Below are 14370 nucleotides of genomic sequence, written 5' to 3' on the forward strand. Positions count from 1 at the left end.
TGACGCGTCTCTAACCGCGGAGACGCCGTCACCGCAAGCCTCGACCAACCGAAATATGGAAAACCTCCTGTTTGCTATGGCAGAGCGACGAACCCGATGTTCTAATTCGCCGCGGGTGCCGAATTGGCCTCGGGGTATGGCATCACTACCGAGCCATCGGGTGCGGCCATCATGTTGACCTGGGTGGGGAAGGCGATCTCGATCTTCTCGTCGTTGAAACGCTTCAGGATGGCGATGCCGACGGCAGTGCGGCCGTCGTAGAAGCTGGCATAATCCGGCCCCTTGCTGTCGAACTGGACCTCGAAGTCGAGGCTTGAGGCGCCGAAGCCGGTGAAGCCTGCGCGCGTGAAGATCTTGTCGTTGGCTTCCACGATCTCCTTCAGCATCGCGGGGATGCGCGAGCAGACTTCGGGGGGCGTCGAATAGGTGACGCCGATGACGAACTTCGCGCGGCGGTGGTTGCGCTGCGTGTTGTTGAGGATCTCCTTGTTGAGGAGATTCTTGTTCGAGATGACCCGCTCTTCGCCGTCGATCCCGCGGATACGCGTAGACTTGAGGCCGATCGCCTCGACGCTGCCGGAGGCGGTGTCGTAGCTGATCGAGTCGCCGCGGCGGAACGGGCGGTCGAAGATGATCGCGAGCGCGGCGAACAGGTCGGCAAAGATGCCTTGCGCGGCGAGGCCGATCGCGATGCCACCGACGCCCAGGCCGGCAACCAGACCGGTGACGTTGACGCCGAGATTGTCGAGCACCACGACCAGCGCGACTGCGAAGACGACGAAGGTCACGAGCAGGCGGATCAGGCCCATCGCCGAAAGCAGGGCTTCGCCCGAATAATGCTCGGACTGGGTGCGGTGCTCGATCGCGCCGAGGATGATCTCGCGCACCCAGACCGCCGCCTGGAACACGGCGGCAACGGTGAAGAGGAAGTTGATCGTCGTCGCGACCTCGCCGGGGGCGGCGGAGTATCCGGCGACCAGCTTGGCGGCGAGCATGACGATGAAGAAGTTGCCGGTGCGTGCGATCGCCTTGCCGACGACGATGCCCCAGCCGTTAAGCGCGCGCGGGCGTTCGCAGAGCTTGCTGCCGAACCGGCGTGCGGTGTGAAGCACGACGACGATCGCCGCACCGATCCCGAATGCAATCAGGATCTGAAGCCAATAGGCCTGAACCCAGGCGACGCTGGCGGAGACGAAGCCGTGGGCTTGATCGCCGACGTTGCCCGCGTCGAAGATGGGCTGTTTGGCGGCAGTAGAATTGGACATGGGGATACTCGTCAGGCTGCCTTAGCGATAACCGCCGTCGGGCAGGCGCCGGCTTCGAGGAACGTGATCAGGCCACATTCCTGGCGGCTGAGATAGCGCTTGGCGCGCGGGAGGCGGAGCGCCTTGCGGAAAGTTGATTGGCCAGTTTTCACCAGCGCGATGAGCGAGGGGTGAACGTAACTCTTCCGCGCGATCGCGTGGGTGTTGCCGAGGCGGGCGACGACGGGTTCGAGCATCGTCTTCAGGCTGAGATCGCGTTCGGCGGAGGCGAGTGCTTCGAACGCGGCGACGCTGGCGGCCCAGGTGCGGAAATTCTTGGCGGTGAAATCGGTACCAGTGACCTCGCGGATGTAGCAGTTGACGTCGGTCGAGGTGACCGGATGCGCAACGCCGGCATCGTCGAGCCATGCGAACAGATGCTGCTCGTCGAGGTCCTGGCATTTCTTGACGAAGCTGCTCAGCGACCGATCGGTGATCCTGAGCGTCCGCATCTTGCCCGACTTGCCCTTGTACTGGAGCTTCAGCATCGCGCCCTTCACTTCGCCGTGACGCTTGCGGAGCGTGGTGGCGCCGAAGCTCTCGTTCGCCTCGGCATAGGCTTCGTTGCCGATGCGGATATGGCCGCCGTCGAGCAGGCGAATGACGGCGGCGACAGCGCGTTCGCGAGTCAGCGAGCGTTTGCGGAGGTCGGCCTCGACCGCCTTCCGGATCTTGGGGAGGGCGTGGCCGAAATCGGCGCAGCGTTCGTACTTGGCGGCCTCCTGCGCTTCGCGGAAGCCGAGGTGATAGCGGTATTGTTTGCGGCCCTTTTCGTCCCAGCCGACCGCCTGGATATGGCCGTTGGGCTTGGGGCAGAACCACGCGTCGCGGTAGGCGGGGGGCAGGCCGACCGCGTTCAGCCGGTCGATCTCGTCGCGGTCGGTGATGCGCTCGCCCTTGGCATCCCAATAGCCCCAGCCGTTCCGCATTTTCTTGCGGGTGATGCCGGGCTTGGAGTCATCGGAATACACGATCTTGGTGGACAATGCGGTGGTCCCTTGAGGGTGCTCTCGAACTAGCCTTGGAAATGTTCGGCAAGGCGCATCGTTCCGGAACGTCGCGCGCCGGGCGGTGTTGAGGGGGCACGGGATTTCACTGGAGATTGCACATGGCCGACCTTTCACAGGCACGCGTATTGATGCTCGCCGCCGACGGTTTCGAAACCGTCGAGCTGTTCGAACCCCGCAAGGCACTGGAAGCGGCAGGAGCCAAGGTCGCCCTCGCGTCGATCAAGATGGACCCCATCCAGGGCATGAGGGGCGACATCAACAAGGCGGAGACGGCGACGCCCGACCTGACGCTCGACGAGGTCGATACCGACGATTACGACGCGCTGATCCTGCCGGGCGGTGTCGCCAACCCCGACACGATGCGCCAGCAGGAGCGCGCGATCGAGATCATCACCGAGTTCATGGAGGACGGTAAGATCGTCGCTGCGATCTGCCATGCGCCGTGGTTGCTGGCCGAGGCCGACGTGATCGACGGGCGTCGTCTCACGAGCTTCCCCTCGATCCGGACGGATCTCGAGAATGCGGGCGCGGACGTCGTGGACGAGGAGGTCGTGGTCGACGGTAATCTGATCACCAGCCGTAAGCCGGACGATATCCCGGCCTTCAACAAGGCGATCATCGACGCGCTCGAAGAAGAACTGGCCGACGAGCCGGTTGACTGATTTGCTCCCTCCCGCTTTTAGGACGGGTTAGGGGAGGGGAGTGGGTGCCGACATGTTACGGTCGCCCTCCCCCGACCCCTCCCGCGAGCGGGAGGGGAGCCGGTTGAGTTTGCGTTGTGCTGGGCGTTCGATCAGGTGGTAGAGCGTGACCGATGCTATGAGTACCAGGCCGAGGTAGAGTGCGATCAAGGTCGGCGGGACCGCGTCCGCATTGCTGACGAACAGCAGCTTGAACACGACCCACAGCATGAAATGGCCGAGATACGTCGCGTAGCTGATCTCGCCGAGATAGTGGATCGGCCGGCTCGAGAGCGGATTGCGCTTTGCGGCGGACGTGAGCGCCAATACGAGTAGCAGACAGGCGCAGGCGGCCGGGACCATTAGCGTCTCGGGCGCGCCCGCAGCCCATGCCCCCAGGAGCGCGATGCCGGCGGTCGACGCAGCGATCGCTGCTCGCATCGGCTGCGCGGCGTGCCAGCGCAGCCAGAGCGCGCTCACGATCGTGCCGGTCGCGAACTCGGTCAGGCATCGCAGCAACCCGTAGCGCGGGATATCGGTGCCGAGCGTCGGCGCGGCCATCGTCATGTGGAGCAGCACGAGAATCGCCGCGGCGACGACCATCAGCACCGGACTGGCCATCCGCCGCCAGTCGACCATGGCCATCAGCAGCGGAAACAGCAGATAGGCACCGAGTTCCGCGCTGATCGACCAGCTAGGATTGTTCCAGGCGAGGCGGTTTGTGAACCCCCAATTCTGCACAAGCAGGATGTTGAGCGGGAGTTGCCCGAACGGATAGTCGACCGGGTCGGCGCGGCCGGTCGCGACGAATACGAGCGCCAGTGCCACCGCACCCGCCAGCACGACGATATGCAGCGGCCAGATCCGCGCGATCCGTTTCCGCAGGAACGGGCCGATCCCGGCAATGCCCTGCGCACGCAGTCGCTCGTGCCAGGTCAGCCAGATCACGAAGCCGGACAGCAGGAAGAAGAAATCGACGGCGAGATAGCCCTTGGCGAGGATATCCAGCGCCGCCTGCGGCAGGCCTGCGATCGACAAGCGGATATGATAGAGGACGACGAACCAGGCGGCGAGGCCGCGGGCTCCGGTCAGTGCCCGAAGTTCGGTCCTCACGCGGCGACCTTCAAGCGGTGGTTGCCTGCTGTTGCTGCGTGCCGCGCATCGGCCGGAACGTCTGCTCGCTTCGCTTGCGACCGAGATACGTGTCGAGGCCGATCTGCGCACCGATCAGCATGTAGATGAACGGCTGGAACGCGATCGCGATGAAGGCGGCGCCGAGCAGGTAGACGAGGTGCGCGCTCTGCAACGCTGCGGCGAGCGGCCCGGCCCAGGCGAGTTCGTCTTCGGGATCGCGGTAGCGGCGGCGCAGCACTTCCATCCGGACGATGCCGATCAAGTTGATCGCCAGCCAGAGCGCCAGCCCCAGATAGCCCTGTTCGCCGAGCATTTCGAAATAGGCGCTGTGATAGGCGCGCGCCTTGTCGACCTCGACCTTCGACCCGCCGGTGATCGCGCCACCCTCGGCGGTCTTCAGGTCGTAGCGAATCCGGTTGCCGAGGAAGGCGTTGAACCCGCCGCCGAACGGATGATCCTTCGCATAGTCGATCGTCCATTTCCACACGGCCAACCGCGTCGAGGCGGACTCGTCCGCCTGATAGGTCTTGATGGTGTTCATCCGGTTGGTGAAGGTCGACGGCAGGAACGGCACGGCGGCAAGCCCGAGGGTGGCGATCCCCGCCAGATACAGGCCCTTCCGCTTGACCGCGCGCAGCGACAGCACGGCCAGCAAACCGATGCACAACAGCCCGGTCCGGGTCGACGTGCCGACCGGGATCAGCAGGCACGAAAAGACGAGAGCGAGACAGAACGCCTTCAGCCGCCAGTCGCGCTTGAAGATCGTACCGTAGCTCATGAACCAGAAGATCACCGGGATGATCGCGATCGCGACCGTGCTGATCGTGCTGCCCTCGTACAGGCCGGAATTATTGTCGACCATCAGGTTCAGCTGGCCGTAACCGCCACCGCCGCTGGCGATCGTCTTGATCCCGCCTACGATGATGATTGACGAAGCGGACAGGACCATGAACACCAGCAGCGCCTCGATCCGCAACCGCGTCCGCAGCGTCAGCGGCAGGAAGGCGGCGAAGATCAGCGCTTTCCACACCCAGTCCCACTTCTCCAGCGCCTCCACCGGGAAATCGGCGCCGAGCGTGGTGGCCCAGCAATAGAGCATCAGCACGACAATCAGGACGGACCGCGCGCCGACCCGCGTATCGCGCTTGTCGTCGGCGAGGACCCAGCCGCCGACCGCGAGCGCGACCGCGATCAACGAGATCGGTATGGTGTTGAGCAGCAGGTACGTCAGCCGCTGCGGCGACACGATATCGATATAGACATAGACGAGCACCAGCAGGAACGGCCGCCTGAAACCCATCCCGAAGAACGCCAGCAGAAACGCGATGAACGCGAGATCACGCAACGGGGCCGCGCCTCTTGTCAGGCTTGTCGTGCGGGCTCGGCTCGCGATCCAGATCGGGGCGCTTGAGCAACAGGAACGCGGCGAGCATCATCAGGCCGTGGCTGAGGCCGAGCGCGAGATTGTCGATCATGGGCGGCCTCCTTCCGGGTACGATACACGCATATTGGACCAACAGCTTTACGGCGGGTCGGTTGACGCGCCGTTAAGCGATGTGGTGGCAAGCGGATAGCACGATGCGCATTCTTCATATCCTCGATCACGGCCTGCCACTGCAAAGCGGCTACACGTTCCGCACGCGGGCGATCCTCAAGGCGCAGGAGGGGCTGGGGTGGACCGTCGCGGCAGTGACCGGTCCGCGGCACGGCACCGCGGCGGCCTCGGTCGAGTCGGTCGATGGCCTGATTTTTCACCGCACGGCGGCAGGCCGCACGGCCGGACCGGTCGGCGAACTCGCGGGGATCGCCGCGTTCGCCAGGCGAATCGAGGCTGCCGTCGATGCGTTCAAGCCAGATATCCTGCATGCGCATTCACCGGTGATCGATGCGCTCGCCGCGCTGATCGTCGCGCGCAAACGCAAGCTACCGCTGGTGTACGAGATCCGGGCATTCTGGGAGGATGCGGCAGTCGGCAACGGCACCGGGACCGCAAACTCGCTCAGGTACCGGGCAACGCGCGCGCTCGAGACCTGGGCAGTGCGCCGCGCGGACGCGGTCGCGGTCATCTGCGAAGGCTTGCGCGGCGACCTGATCGCGCGCGGGATCGCGGCGGACAAGATCATCGTCTCGCCCAATGGCGTCGACCTCGACCTGTTCGGGACCGCGCCACCGCGCGACGACGCGCTCGGCGCCGAACTGGGGCTCGACGGCGCGGACGTGGTCGGGTTCATCGGTAGCTTCTATGATTACGAGGGGCTGGACGACCTGATCGCAGCGATGCCGATGCTGGTCGCCCGGCGTCCGAACGCGCGCCTGCTGCTGGTCGGCGGTGGCCCGATGGAGGCGGCGTTGCGTGAGCAGGCGGCGGCATCGCCGGTCGCGGACGCGATCCGTTTCATCGGCCGGGTCCCGCACGACGAGGTCGAACGCTATTACGGGCTGGTCGACATCCTCGCCTATCCGCGCAAGCGCATGCGCCTCACCGATCTGGTAACGCCGCTGAAGCCGCTGGAGGCGATGGCGCAAGGACGGCTCGTTGCCGCGTCGGACGTCGGCGGCCACCGCGAACTGATCCGCGCCGATGGTACGCAGACCGATACCGGTACGTTGTTTGCGCCCGACGATCCCCCTGCAATCGCCGCGGCGCTGGGTGCTATGTTCGATGACCGCACCGGCTGGGACGCGCGGCGTGCACAGGGCCGTGCGTTCGTCCAGGCGGAGCGTAACTGGTCGTCAAACATTCTACGCTATGCACCGGTATATCAGCGGCTCGTTTCCGCCGCAGCACGGGAAATTCCATGGTCGCGTTCTTCCGCAAAAGCCTGATCCGTTCGGTACCGGTCTATGGTGCGTGCATCGGTGCGGCGATCGTGATGATCGGCGTCTTTCTGTTACCGACGACCACGCTCGAAAGCCTAGTGTGGACGACCGGGGTCGCCGCGCTGATCCCGGCGGCGGCGCCGCCGCTCGGTACGACGGCACGTCTGTTGCTCGCGTTCGGGGGCAGCGCGCTGACTGCTGCACTGCTCTGGTCGTCGCTGTACCTACTGTTCGGGCCGGGTGGTCTGCTGGTCGGACGCGCGCGGCGCGACGACGATCTGCCGGTAGTCCGCCGCGCCGACGCCCATCCCGACGCGCCGCCGCGCAAACCGATGTCGGCCGCCGATCTAGGCACGCCGATGATGGAGGTCGGCGTCGGCACCGCGCGTGACGAGCGTGCCATTCCGGTCGATCTCGATCTGCCGCTGGCGTCGTTCGATCCGGCAGCGATCCTGCCTGCGCCGATGGCCCCGGCTCGACGTGTCTCGTCGCTGATCCACATCGCGCTGAACGCCAAGGAGGGCATTGCCCCAAGCGTCGCGGTCGTCTCTGAAATCGCCGACGCGGGGCAGTTGCACAGGTCTTCGGATCCGCGGGTGGAGTCAGGGCACCCGGATACTGAATCGCCGGTCGCGGAGCCGACCGTCGTCACGCAGACGACTTTCCAGACCGAGGCGCCGAAGCCGATCGAATCGACCGAACCGCGGTCGGAGCCGACGCAACCGCAAACGATCGAGGCCCTGTTGCGGCGGTTGGAGCAGGGTGCGAGTCGCCGGCGACGGATCGGCGCGCACTAAGCACTGGGCGTACCCGATACCGCCGAAACCACTTTTTCTATTGTGTAGGCTCTGATACCCAAGCTTCGAAAATATCGAGGAGGGATCATGGCCGTGACCGTAGACAAGCTAGGCGTAGACGAGCTTGCCGGCCGATCGGGGCATCCTGCCGAGGCTATCCCGCCCTCCGAACAGATGGCCTCGCGCTATGCGTGGTACGTGCTGTCCATCCTGTTCCTCGTCTACGTGCTGAACTTCGTCGACCGGCAGATCATCTCGATCCTGGCGGAGGACATCAAGCGTGACCTCGGCCTGAAGGACCAGGATCTCGGGTTCCTGTACGGCACCGCGTTCGGGGTGTTCTACTCGCTGTTCGGGATCCCGCTCGGTCGGCTCGCGGACAATTGGCACCGCATAAGGCTGATGACGATCGGGCTGTCGCTTTGGTCGGTGATGACCGCGCTGTCGGGTTTTTCAAAGACTGGCGGGCATCTTGCGGCGGCGAGGATCGGGGTCGGCATCGGCGAGGCCACGGCAAGTCCGTCGGCCTATTCGATCATTTCTGATTATTTCCCGAAGCGGCTGCGCGCGACGGCCTTGTCGATCTATTCCGCCGGGTTGTACGTGGGCGGCGGCTGTTCGCTGTTTATCGGCGGCCTGATCGTACAGGGCTGGAACCGGGCGTATCCGGCGGGCGGGCCGCTTGGGTTGGTCGGCTGGCAGGCGGCTTTCATGGCGGTCGGCTTGCCAGGGCTGTTGCTCGCGGTGTGGATCGCGACGCTCAAGGAGCCGATCCGCGGCCTGGTCGAGGGCCTGCCCGAACCCGACAAACACCCCGCGCCGTTTCGTGCGTTCGGCGCCGAACTGGTGACCATCGTCCCACCGCTGACGCTGATCGGTGCGGCGATGGGGGGCGCACGGGCGCTTGGGTATAATCTGGTCGCTCTTGCGCTCGTGGTCGCGGCGGTGTCGGGTCTGGTCGCGGCGGGCGAGCCTTGGCCGCAATGGGTGGCCATCGGGATCGGCGTGTATGCGGTGTTCTCATGGGCGTCGGCGCTGAAACGACGCGATCCGCCGACCTTCGCGCTGATCGCGGGGACGCCCGCATTTTTGTGTACGGTCGTAGCTTACGGGCTGAACGCGTTCCTAAGCTATGCGGCGAGTTTCTGGGCGGCCCCTTATGCGTTGCGTGAGCTTGGTGCGACGCCGGCGTCGGCGGGGTTCATGATCGGTAGCCTTGGGGCAACCGCGGGATTTCTCGGGCTGACGATCGGCGGGGTGGTGTCGGATCGATTGCGGCGGAGCAATCCTGCCGGGCGGTTGTGGATCGTGATCTTCGGTGCCGTGGTGCCGGTTCCGTTCCTGATCCTGGCCTTTACCGCCTCGTCGCCCACAGCCTTCTATACGGGGATATTCCTCGCGCAATTGACCGCATCGTGCGCGCTGGGTGCTGCGGCGGCGACGACGCAGGACATGGTGCTGCCACGAATGCGGGGCACCGCGACCGCGACGTTCTTCATCGGGACGACGCTGATCGGGCTGGCGCTCGGGCCGTACATGGCTGGGCGGGTATCGACGCTGACCGGCAGTCTGTCGATCGGCATGCTGTCGCTGCTGGTGGTGACGCCGATCACGTTGGCTTGTGCAATCGCAGCGTATCGACTGGCGCCGCGAGCCGAGGCTACGCGGGAGGCTCGCGCGCGTGCCGCTGGTGAAGAGATTTAACGAGGCCGTTCGCGAGCGTTAGTGCTTGGTCGCTGCCGATCACTCAGCACGAACGCAACGCGGAGTGGGTAAGCACCTCTCTGCCGACCGGAAGAGAGGTGCGATCGTTTCACCCTGCCTGGAACACACCACAGGCAATACGTCCCCCGCTGTTGCCCGATGGATCCGTCATCAAGTCATCCGGGTTGGCATGTACCACGAACGCAGACCCGTCCGTGTCCATCAGCCCGGCCATCGTCGCACCCGGGATCGTGACGCCGATCGTCCCGCGACCATCGGTACCGATGATCAGGTTGGGCAGGTCGCCCTCATGCGGACCCTGGGCGTTCATGCTGCCATGCTTCATGTTGGTCGGGTTCCAATGGGCGCCCGCGGTCGTGAAGTCGGGCGCGTCGCAGCGGCCGACCATATGAACATGCGCGCCGTGCGTGCCGGGGGGCATCGCCTTTGCATCGAGCGTAAAGCGTATACCGCCCGCTACTTCGGTTGCGGTCGCGCGGCCGACGTCGACGCCGGTCGCGGTCTGCAGCATCGCCACTGCACGCTGGCCCCCCGCTGTCGGCATACCCGTAGTCATCCCGTTCTTGTCGCAGGCGCTCAGCCCGATGGTCGCCGCGCCGAGTAGCGCCAGTGTCGCAATCCGCATGTCGTCTCTCCCTGTTGGTCTCTTTGCGAACCCTCCGCCGCGCGTCGGGTTCCGTCCCCTATCCCAGCGGCCACCGCGCAACTGGTTCGTAGATCGCGCCGTCGCGTCCGAGATGACTTTGGTACAGGACGAGATGGTGAAGCGGGAAGGGGGCACTGTCGAGACCGGCATGGGCCGCCAGCCATTCCTCGATCGCAAAGTCGACGCCCGAAGACCGCGCGAGCCACGCGACGGTGATATGGGGATGATATGCGCGGCGTTCAGGTTCGAGCCCGGCGCGAATGCAGGCCTGATCGACCTTGCGGTGTAGTGCCGCAAGCGCATCATGCGGCGCCACGCCCACCCACAGGGTGTCGGTCCGCCCACGCTTCTCGAACCTGCCGACTCCTGCCATTGCTATGGTTGGAACAGGGGCAGTCACATGGCTCAGCGCGACCGCGATGTCCTCCGCGACCGGCCGCTCGACCGCGCCGATGAAGCGGAGCGTGATATGTAGTTGCTCGTCGTCTTGCCAGCGTGCTGTCGGTACGCCTTCCATGATGTCCAGCAAGCTGCGACGGAGAGCGCGTGGCGGGCGAAGGGCGACGAAAAGTCGGATCATGACGTAAGCGATGTTAGCCGTCATCTATGGGTGTGATGCAACCACTCTGCTTGAAAAGCGTCATGTTAAAGACGATATTGCGGATAACCGGCACGATGCCGGACAAAGGAGCTGATTTCACCATGGCTAATTGGTCTGACCCCCGGCCCCGCGCCGCGTCGTTTGGTACGACGGCCACGGGGCAGCGTACCGAGGCCTATGACGCTGGCCTTCGCTCGTACATGCTGTCCGTGTACAACTACATGGGCTCGGCAGTCCTGCTGACCGGCATCGTCGCGATGCTGTTTGCGTGGGGTGGTGCCGAGTCGCCTGCCGCGCAGGTGTTCATGAATGGCGGCCCGCTGAAATACGTGATCATGTTCTCGCCTCTCGCGATCGTGTTTGGCATGAGCTACGGCCAGAACAAGATGTCGACCGGTACGATGCAGATGCTCTTCTGGGGCTTCGCTGTGCTGATGGGCCTGTCGATGTCGACCATCTTCCTGGTCTATAGCGGTACGTCGATCGCCGGCGCGTTCTTTGCGACTGCTGCCGGTTTCGCTGGTCTCAGCCTTTATGGCTACACCACGAAGCGTGATCTCTCGGCTTTTGGGACGTTCTTGATCATCGGCGTGGTTGGCCTGTTGGTTGCGAGCCTGATCAACATTTTCCTGCAGTCGGGCGTCATGCAGCTGGTCATCAGCGGTGTCGGCGTGCTGCTTTTCGCAGGCCTTACCGCCTACGATACGCAGCGTACCAAGAGCCTGTACGCGCAGGTTGCCGGTACGGACATGGTTGGCAAGGTCGTCATCATGTCGGCGCTGAGCCTGTACCTCGACTTCATCAACATGTTCATGTTCGTGCTGCGTCTGTTCGGTAGCAGCCGCAACTAACTCCCGCTAAGGGTGTGACGAACGCAGGGCTCGGCGGGACACCGCCGGGCCCTTTTTCTTATGGCTCTGAGACAGGAATGGGACGCGCGATGCGGCTCTCGATCGACGTGCGTCTGGATTACGGAATCACGGGGGACGCCGACGTGCTCCTTCAGATCGAAGCAGCGGCTATGGCCGACCAGAGAATCGTGTCGGAGTCGCTCACCCTCTGGTCGGACAGTCCGATCCGTGCGGTGCGCGGCGAGGACGGGATCGGCCAGCGTTGCTGGTCGCGCGGACATGGGCGGTTCACTGCCGAATATAAGGCCATCGTCGCTGTTAATCGCGAGCGGGTGCAGCTCGAGCTGTATCCAGCGACGCCGCCGCGGATGCTCGACGGCGAGCTGACGCCGTACCTGATGCCGAGCCGCTATTGTCCCTCCGACCGTTTCGAAGGCTTCGTTGCGCGCGAGTTCGGCGGGTTGGAAGGCGGTCCGTTGGCGGCGGCGATGACCGAGTGGGTGTACCAGTCGCTCGACTATCGATGTGGATCGAGCAGTGGCGAGACGACTGCACTAGATACGTTCGCGTCGCGCTCTGGCGTGTGTCGCGATTACGCGCATCTGCTGGTGTCGCTGGCGCGCGCGGGCGGGATCCCCGCGCGGTGCGTGTCGGCCTATGCGCCCGGCGTCGACCCGCCCGATTTCCACGCGGTGGCGGAACTGTGGCTGGCGGGCGACTGGCGGCTGATCGATGCGACGAAGATGGCGACGTGCAGCGATATCGCACGGGTCTGCGTCGGGCGCGATGCGACGGACATCGCGTTCATGACCGTGTTCGGCCAGGCGTATCTCTGGGAGCAGACGGTCAAGGTTACTCCGCTCGATTGACGCGTGCCCGCGTCGGAGCGACCGCCTGGTGGAACTGAGCAGGAACGGTCTGCGGCCTGGACCGTTGACCATCGCCAAGATTAAAAAGGGACGTCGCAATGACCGACATAGACAAGCGCGCGCTGGACAGCCTTTCCGTTGCGCCCGACGACAAGGACGCCGAGGGCAAGAGCTCGGGTCGCGATCCGCGCCAGGAAGCGGGCCAGGACAAGTCCATTGCCAAGCGCCTCCAGAAGAATCCCGACAGTGCGGATGCGCGTCTCGACAACGGCCTCGATGAGTCGATGGACGGAAGCGACCCGCTCTCCGCTACGCAACCGGGGTCGAATCGTGAACCGGCGACATCGTCGGGTTATGACGAAGATGCCGAGCGGGCGTTGCGCGACAAGCAGGCGTAGCTCTCTCGCCTGTCGAATAAATTGACGCCGGTCCGCAGCGATCGGCGCCTTTCTGTTGCCTGAACGCCTCGCAAATCCATCAAACCGCTTGATTTGGTTCGCTTCGTCGCAGCGTTGTTGCAGCGCAACAGCTTTCATGGTCGCTTGGCGTTACGGAAAGATGACGCGTGATAGGGTCGTTGTTAACCATCCGGGCGCATAGTCTGCCGGTTCCTTGACGAGAGCGGGGTGACGACATGGCTTCCAGAATGAAACCGGCACAGGGGTCGATGACCTTGGCCGAGATGAAGGAATTCGCGGCTTTTCCGAGTTCGACGCAGCGGTACATCCGCCGCTCGCTCGACGTTGGGCTGGATCGGGAAGACGCGACGCAGCGCTGGTCGCGCGACGTCGTCGAGGCTGCGAGCATTCGGGCGCAGTCCCGGCTATACAATCACCTGCCGGATTTGCGCGCGACGGTCCCTGACGATAGCGGTCTCGACGCGATCGAGCCGTTCTTGGCACCACTGATGACGCTGGTCGCGTTCGACCTGGGACAGGGCCGGTTGACCAGCTTTTCTGCCTTGCGCTTCCTGTACGAACGCCTGATCGGCGCGGAGGTTCGGCCTTGGTTGCCATCAGCTTTCTGTGCGGCCGCCGCATTGCCGCATCTGCATCCGGAATTGCGCCGCAAACTGCTGCAGTCGATCAGCGAGGCCGCGGCGACCGCGTCGGGGTGGTCCAACCGCCAGCCAGCGTTCTTCCCCTATTGGGTCGAGAAGGTCGATTCGGGAACGACGCTCGCAAACTGATCAGCAGGCGCGCTAGCGACATGCACGCCAACCGGTCGACCCGCGTTCGGCCTGATCTAGGTGGAGGTGGTCGGCGTGGGCGGCATTGTAATCTGGGGACAATGTCGTCGCGAACAGTTGGCAGGCGCCGTCCCGAACGTCGCGCAGAAACGCCGCTTTGGCTGAGCCGCCTTTCCAGTCGCGCGTGACCGTGATGCGCGTGTCGTCGTCCAGGCGAAATCCGGCGATATCGATGGCATCCGCTGTGGCATGCTCACTCAAGGTAGACGCGGTGCTGCCGGCGATGGGCCGGCAGCTATAGCTGCCGAAGTGATCGATGCCGACCACGTGCGCGCCGAAATGCCGCTGGGCTGCGGGCTGCACCACGGTCCATTCCCACACCGATAGCGCCGCTGCGATCGGACAGGAGACGCTTAGTCCTGCCGGGCTGAAAACGATCTGCCGGACGCCGCCATTCACTAACCGTACGCCATCGGCATAGCCGCATTGCCCTTTGCCGCGACGGGGCGGCGCTATCGTATAGCGAACGCCTGCTTGTTCCAGGAGCGCTCGGCAGGCCGGAAAATCGCCGGTAAGTGCGGTAAGCTTGCGCCCGGTGAACGCGCCGAGTGACTCACCCAGGTCCAGCGGCGTCCAAGGCAGATCCTGCGGACGCCCGCGCAGCCCAGCCCACAGCATGACGGAAAGCATAGTGACTATCGCGACGCCGAAAAGCCAACCGATCGCCCGGCGAACCCCGCGCAT

At 64.5% G+C, this 14370-nt stretch carries 16 protein-coding genes; 8 read left to right on the forward strand and 8 right to left on the reverse strand.

Going from position 1 to position 14370, the window contains the following annotated elements:
- Positions 1-101: 101 nt before the first annotated feature.
- Together U1707_RS07525 and U1707_RS07530 are read right to left on the reverse strand one after the other, a co-directional pair.
- Entirely contained in the window at positions 102-1265 is a 1164-nt protein-coding gene (locus U1707_RS07525; RefSeq protein WP_332799461.1) for a mechanosensitive ion channel family protein, read from the reverse strand.
- An 11-nt stretch (positions 1266-1276) separates the two neighbouring features.
- Complete coding sequence (locus U1707_RS07530) at positions 1277-2233, reverse strand: DNA topoisomerase IB (protein ID WP_332799791.1); 957 nt, start codon at positions 2231-2233, stop codon at positions 1277-1279.
- A 179-nt stretch (positions 2234-2412) separates the two neighbouring features.
- Between U1707_RS07530 and U1707_RS07535 the strand changes: the two genes are divergently transcribed.
- On the forward strand, positions 2413-2976 hold the full coding sequence (locus U1707_RS07535; protein WP_332799462.1) for a type 1 glutamine amidotransferase domain-containing protein: 564 nt from the start codon (positions 2413-2415) through the stop codon (positions 2974-2976).
- 27 nt (positions 2977-3003) lie between these two features.
- On the opposite strand, the gene U1707_RS07540 is transcribed toward U1707_RS07535, so the two are convergent.
- The 3 genes from U1707_RS07540 to U1707_RS07550 are packed head-to-tail and all read right to left on the reverse strand — an operon-like array spanning position 3004 to position 5603.
- Positions 3004-4107, reverse strand: coding sequence for an acyltransferase family protein (locus U1707_RS07540; RefSeq protein WP_332799463.1), 1104 nt, complete (start codon positions 4105-4107; stop codon positions 3004-3006).
- Positions 4108-4117: 10 nt separating this feature from the next.
- Positions 4118-5473, reverse strand: coding sequence for a putative O-glycosylation ligase, exosortase A system-associated (locus U1707_RS07545; RefSeq protein WP_332799464.1), 1356 nt, complete (start codon positions 5471-5473; stop codon positions 4118-4120).
- Positions 5466-5603, reverse strand: a complete 138-nt coding sequence (locus U1707_RS07550; RefSeq protein WP_332799465.1) for a hypothetical protein — start codon at positions 5601-5603, stop codon at positions 5466-5468. Before U1707_RS07550 ends, U1707_RS07545 begins: the two co-directional genes overlap by 8 nt.
- Positions 5604-5706: 103 nt before the next feature.
- Here U1707_RS07550 and U1707_RS07555 point away from each other — a divergent pair, with 103 nt between their 5' ends.
- The 3 genes from U1707_RS07555 (at position 5707) to U1707_RS07565 (ending at position 9449) form a co-directional block, all read left to right on the forward strand.
- A complete protein-coding gene (locus U1707_RS07555) occupies positions 5707-6954 on the forward strand; it encodes a TIGR04063 family PEP-CTERM/XrtA system glycosyltransferase (RefSeq protein WP_332799466.1) in 1248 nt (415 codons plus the stop codon).
- Complete coding sequence (locus tag U1707_RS07560; protein ID WP_332799467.1) at positions 6927-7745, forward strand: hypothetical protein; 819 nt, start codon at positions 6927-6929, stop codon at positions 7743-7745. The genes U1707_RS07555 and U1707_RS07560 overlap by 28 nt, the downstream gene beginning before the upstream one ends.
- Positions 7746-7919: 174 nt before the next feature.
- Entirely contained in the window at positions 7920-9449 is a 1530-nt protein-coding gene (locus U1707_RS07565; protein WP_332799792.1) for a spinster family MFS transporter, read from the forward strand.
- Between the two features lie 109 nt (positions 9450-9558).
- Here the strand turns inward: U1707_RS07565 and U1707_RS07570 are convergent, their stop codons facing one another.
- Together U1707_RS07570 and thpR are read right to left on the reverse strand one after the other, a co-directional pair.
- Positions 9559-10095 (reverse strand): superoxide dismutase family protein, encoded by a 537-nt coding sequence (locus U1707_RS07570; RefSeq protein ID WP_332799468.1) that lies wholly within the window; start codon positions 10093-10095, stop codon positions 9559-9561.
- Between the two features lie 58 nt (positions 10096-10153).
- Positions 10154-10696, reverse strand: coding sequence for an RNA 2',3'-cyclic phosphodiesterase (gene thpR / locus U1707_RS07575; RefSeq protein WP_332799469.1), 543 nt, complete (start codon positions 10694-10696; stop codon positions 10154-10156).
- 122 nt (positions 10697-10818) lie between these two features.
- Here thpR and U1707_RS07580 point away from each other — a divergent pair, with 122 nt between their 5' ends.
- From U1707_RS07580 to U1707_RS07595, 4 genes are all read left to right on the forward strand, one after another.
- Positions 10819-11568 (forward strand): Bax inhibitor-1/YccA family protein, encoded by a 750-nt coding sequence (locus U1707_RS07580; RefSeq protein WP_332799470.1) that lies wholly within the window; start codon positions 10819-10821, stop codon positions 11566-11568.
- 89 nt (positions 11569-11657) lie between these two features.
- On the forward strand, positions 11658-12437 hold the full coding sequence (locus U1707_RS07585) for a transglutaminase-like domain-containing protein (protein ID WP_332799471.1): 780 nt from the start codon (positions 11658-11660) through the stop codon (positions 12435-12437).
- 98 nt (positions 12438-12535) lie between these two features.
- Positions 12536-12835 (forward strand): hypothetical protein, encoded by a 300-nt coding sequence (locus U1707_RS07590; protein ID WP_332799472.1) that lies wholly within the window; start codon positions 12536-12538, stop codon positions 12833-12835.
- Positions 12836-13071: 236 nt separating this feature from the next.
- Positions 13072-13626 carry a hypothetical protein gene (locus U1707_RS07595; RefSeq protein ID WP_443025665.1) on the forward strand — a complete coding sequence of 185 codons (555 nt, stop codon included), beginning with the start codon at positions 13072-13074 and terminating at the stop codon, positions 13624-13626.
- Positions 13627-13638: 12 nt separating this feature from the next.
- On the opposite strand, the gene U1707_RS07600 is transcribed toward U1707_RS07595, so the two are convergent.
- A complete protein-coding gene (locus U1707_RS07600) occupies positions 13639-14370 on the reverse strand; it encodes an extensin-like domain-containing protein (protein WP_332799474.1) in 732 nt (243 codons plus the stop codon).

The sequence above is a fragment of the Sphingomonas sandaracina genome, assembly GCF_036663695.1.
In the GTDB taxonomy this organism is placed as follows: Bacteria; Pseudomonadota; Alphaproteobacteria; order Sphingomonadales; family Sphingomonadaceae; genus Sphingomonas.

Excerpts from the sequence above, each read along its gene's own strand:
- thpR (WP_332799469.1), bottom strand. The coding sequence starts at position 10,696 with ATGATCCGACTTTTCGTCGCCCTTCGCCCGCCACGCGCTCTCCGTCGC.
- U1707_RS07585 (WP_332799471.1), top strand. The coding sequence starts at position 11,658 with ATGCGGCTCTCGATCGACGTGCGTCTGGATTACGGAATCACGGGGGAC.
- U1707_RS07580 (WP_332799470.1), top strand. The coding sequence starts at position 10,819 with ATGGCTAATTGGTCTGACCCCCGGCCCCGCGCCGCGTCGTTTGGTACG.
- U1707_RS07590 (WP_332799472.1), top strand. The coding sequence starts at position 12,536 with ATGACCGACATAGACAAGCGCGCGCTGGACAGCCTTTCCGTTGCGCCC.
- U1707_RS07550 (WP_332799465.1), bottom strand. The coding sequence starts at position 5,603 with ATGATCGACAATCTCGCGCTCGGCCTCAGCCACGGCCTGATGATGCTC.
- U1707_RS07600 (WP_332799474.1), bottom strand. The coding sequence starts at position 14,370 with ATGCGCGGGGTTCGCCGGGCGATCGGTTGGCTTTTCGGCGTCGCGATA.
- U1707_RS07595 (WP_443025665.1), top strand. The coding sequence starts at position 13,072 with ATGGCTTCCAGAATGAAACCGGCACAGGGGTCGATGACCTTGGCCGAG.
- U1707_RS07565 (WP_332799792.1), top strand. The coding sequence starts at position 7,920 with ATGGCCTCGCGCTATGCGTGGTACGTGCTGTCCATCCTGTTCCTCGTC.
- U1707_RS07555 (WP_332799466.1), top strand. The coding sequence starts at position 5,707 with ATGCGCATTCTTCATATCCTCGATCACGGCCTGCCACTGCAAAGCGGC.
- U1707_RS07530 (WP_332799791.1), bottom strand. The coding sequence starts at position 2,233 with ATGCGGAACGGCTGGGGCTATTGGGATGCCAAGGGCGAGCGCATCACC.
- U1707_RS07570 (WP_332799468.1), bottom strand. The coding sequence starts at position 10,095 with ATGCGGATTGCGACACTGGCGCTACTCGGCGCGGCGACCATCGGGCTG.
- U1707_RS07535 (WP_332799462.1), top strand. The coding sequence starts at position 2,413 with ATGGCCGACCTTTCACAGGCACGCGTATTGATGCTCGCCGCCGACGGT.
- U1707_RS07525 (WP_332799461.1), bottom strand. The coding sequence starts at position 1,265 with ATGTCCAATTCTACTGCCGCCAAACAGCCCATCTTCGACGCGGGCAAC.
- U1707_RS07560 (WP_332799467.1), top strand. The coding sequence starts at position 6,927 with ATGGTCGCGTTCTTCCGCAAAAGCCTGATCCGTTCGGTACCGGTCTAT.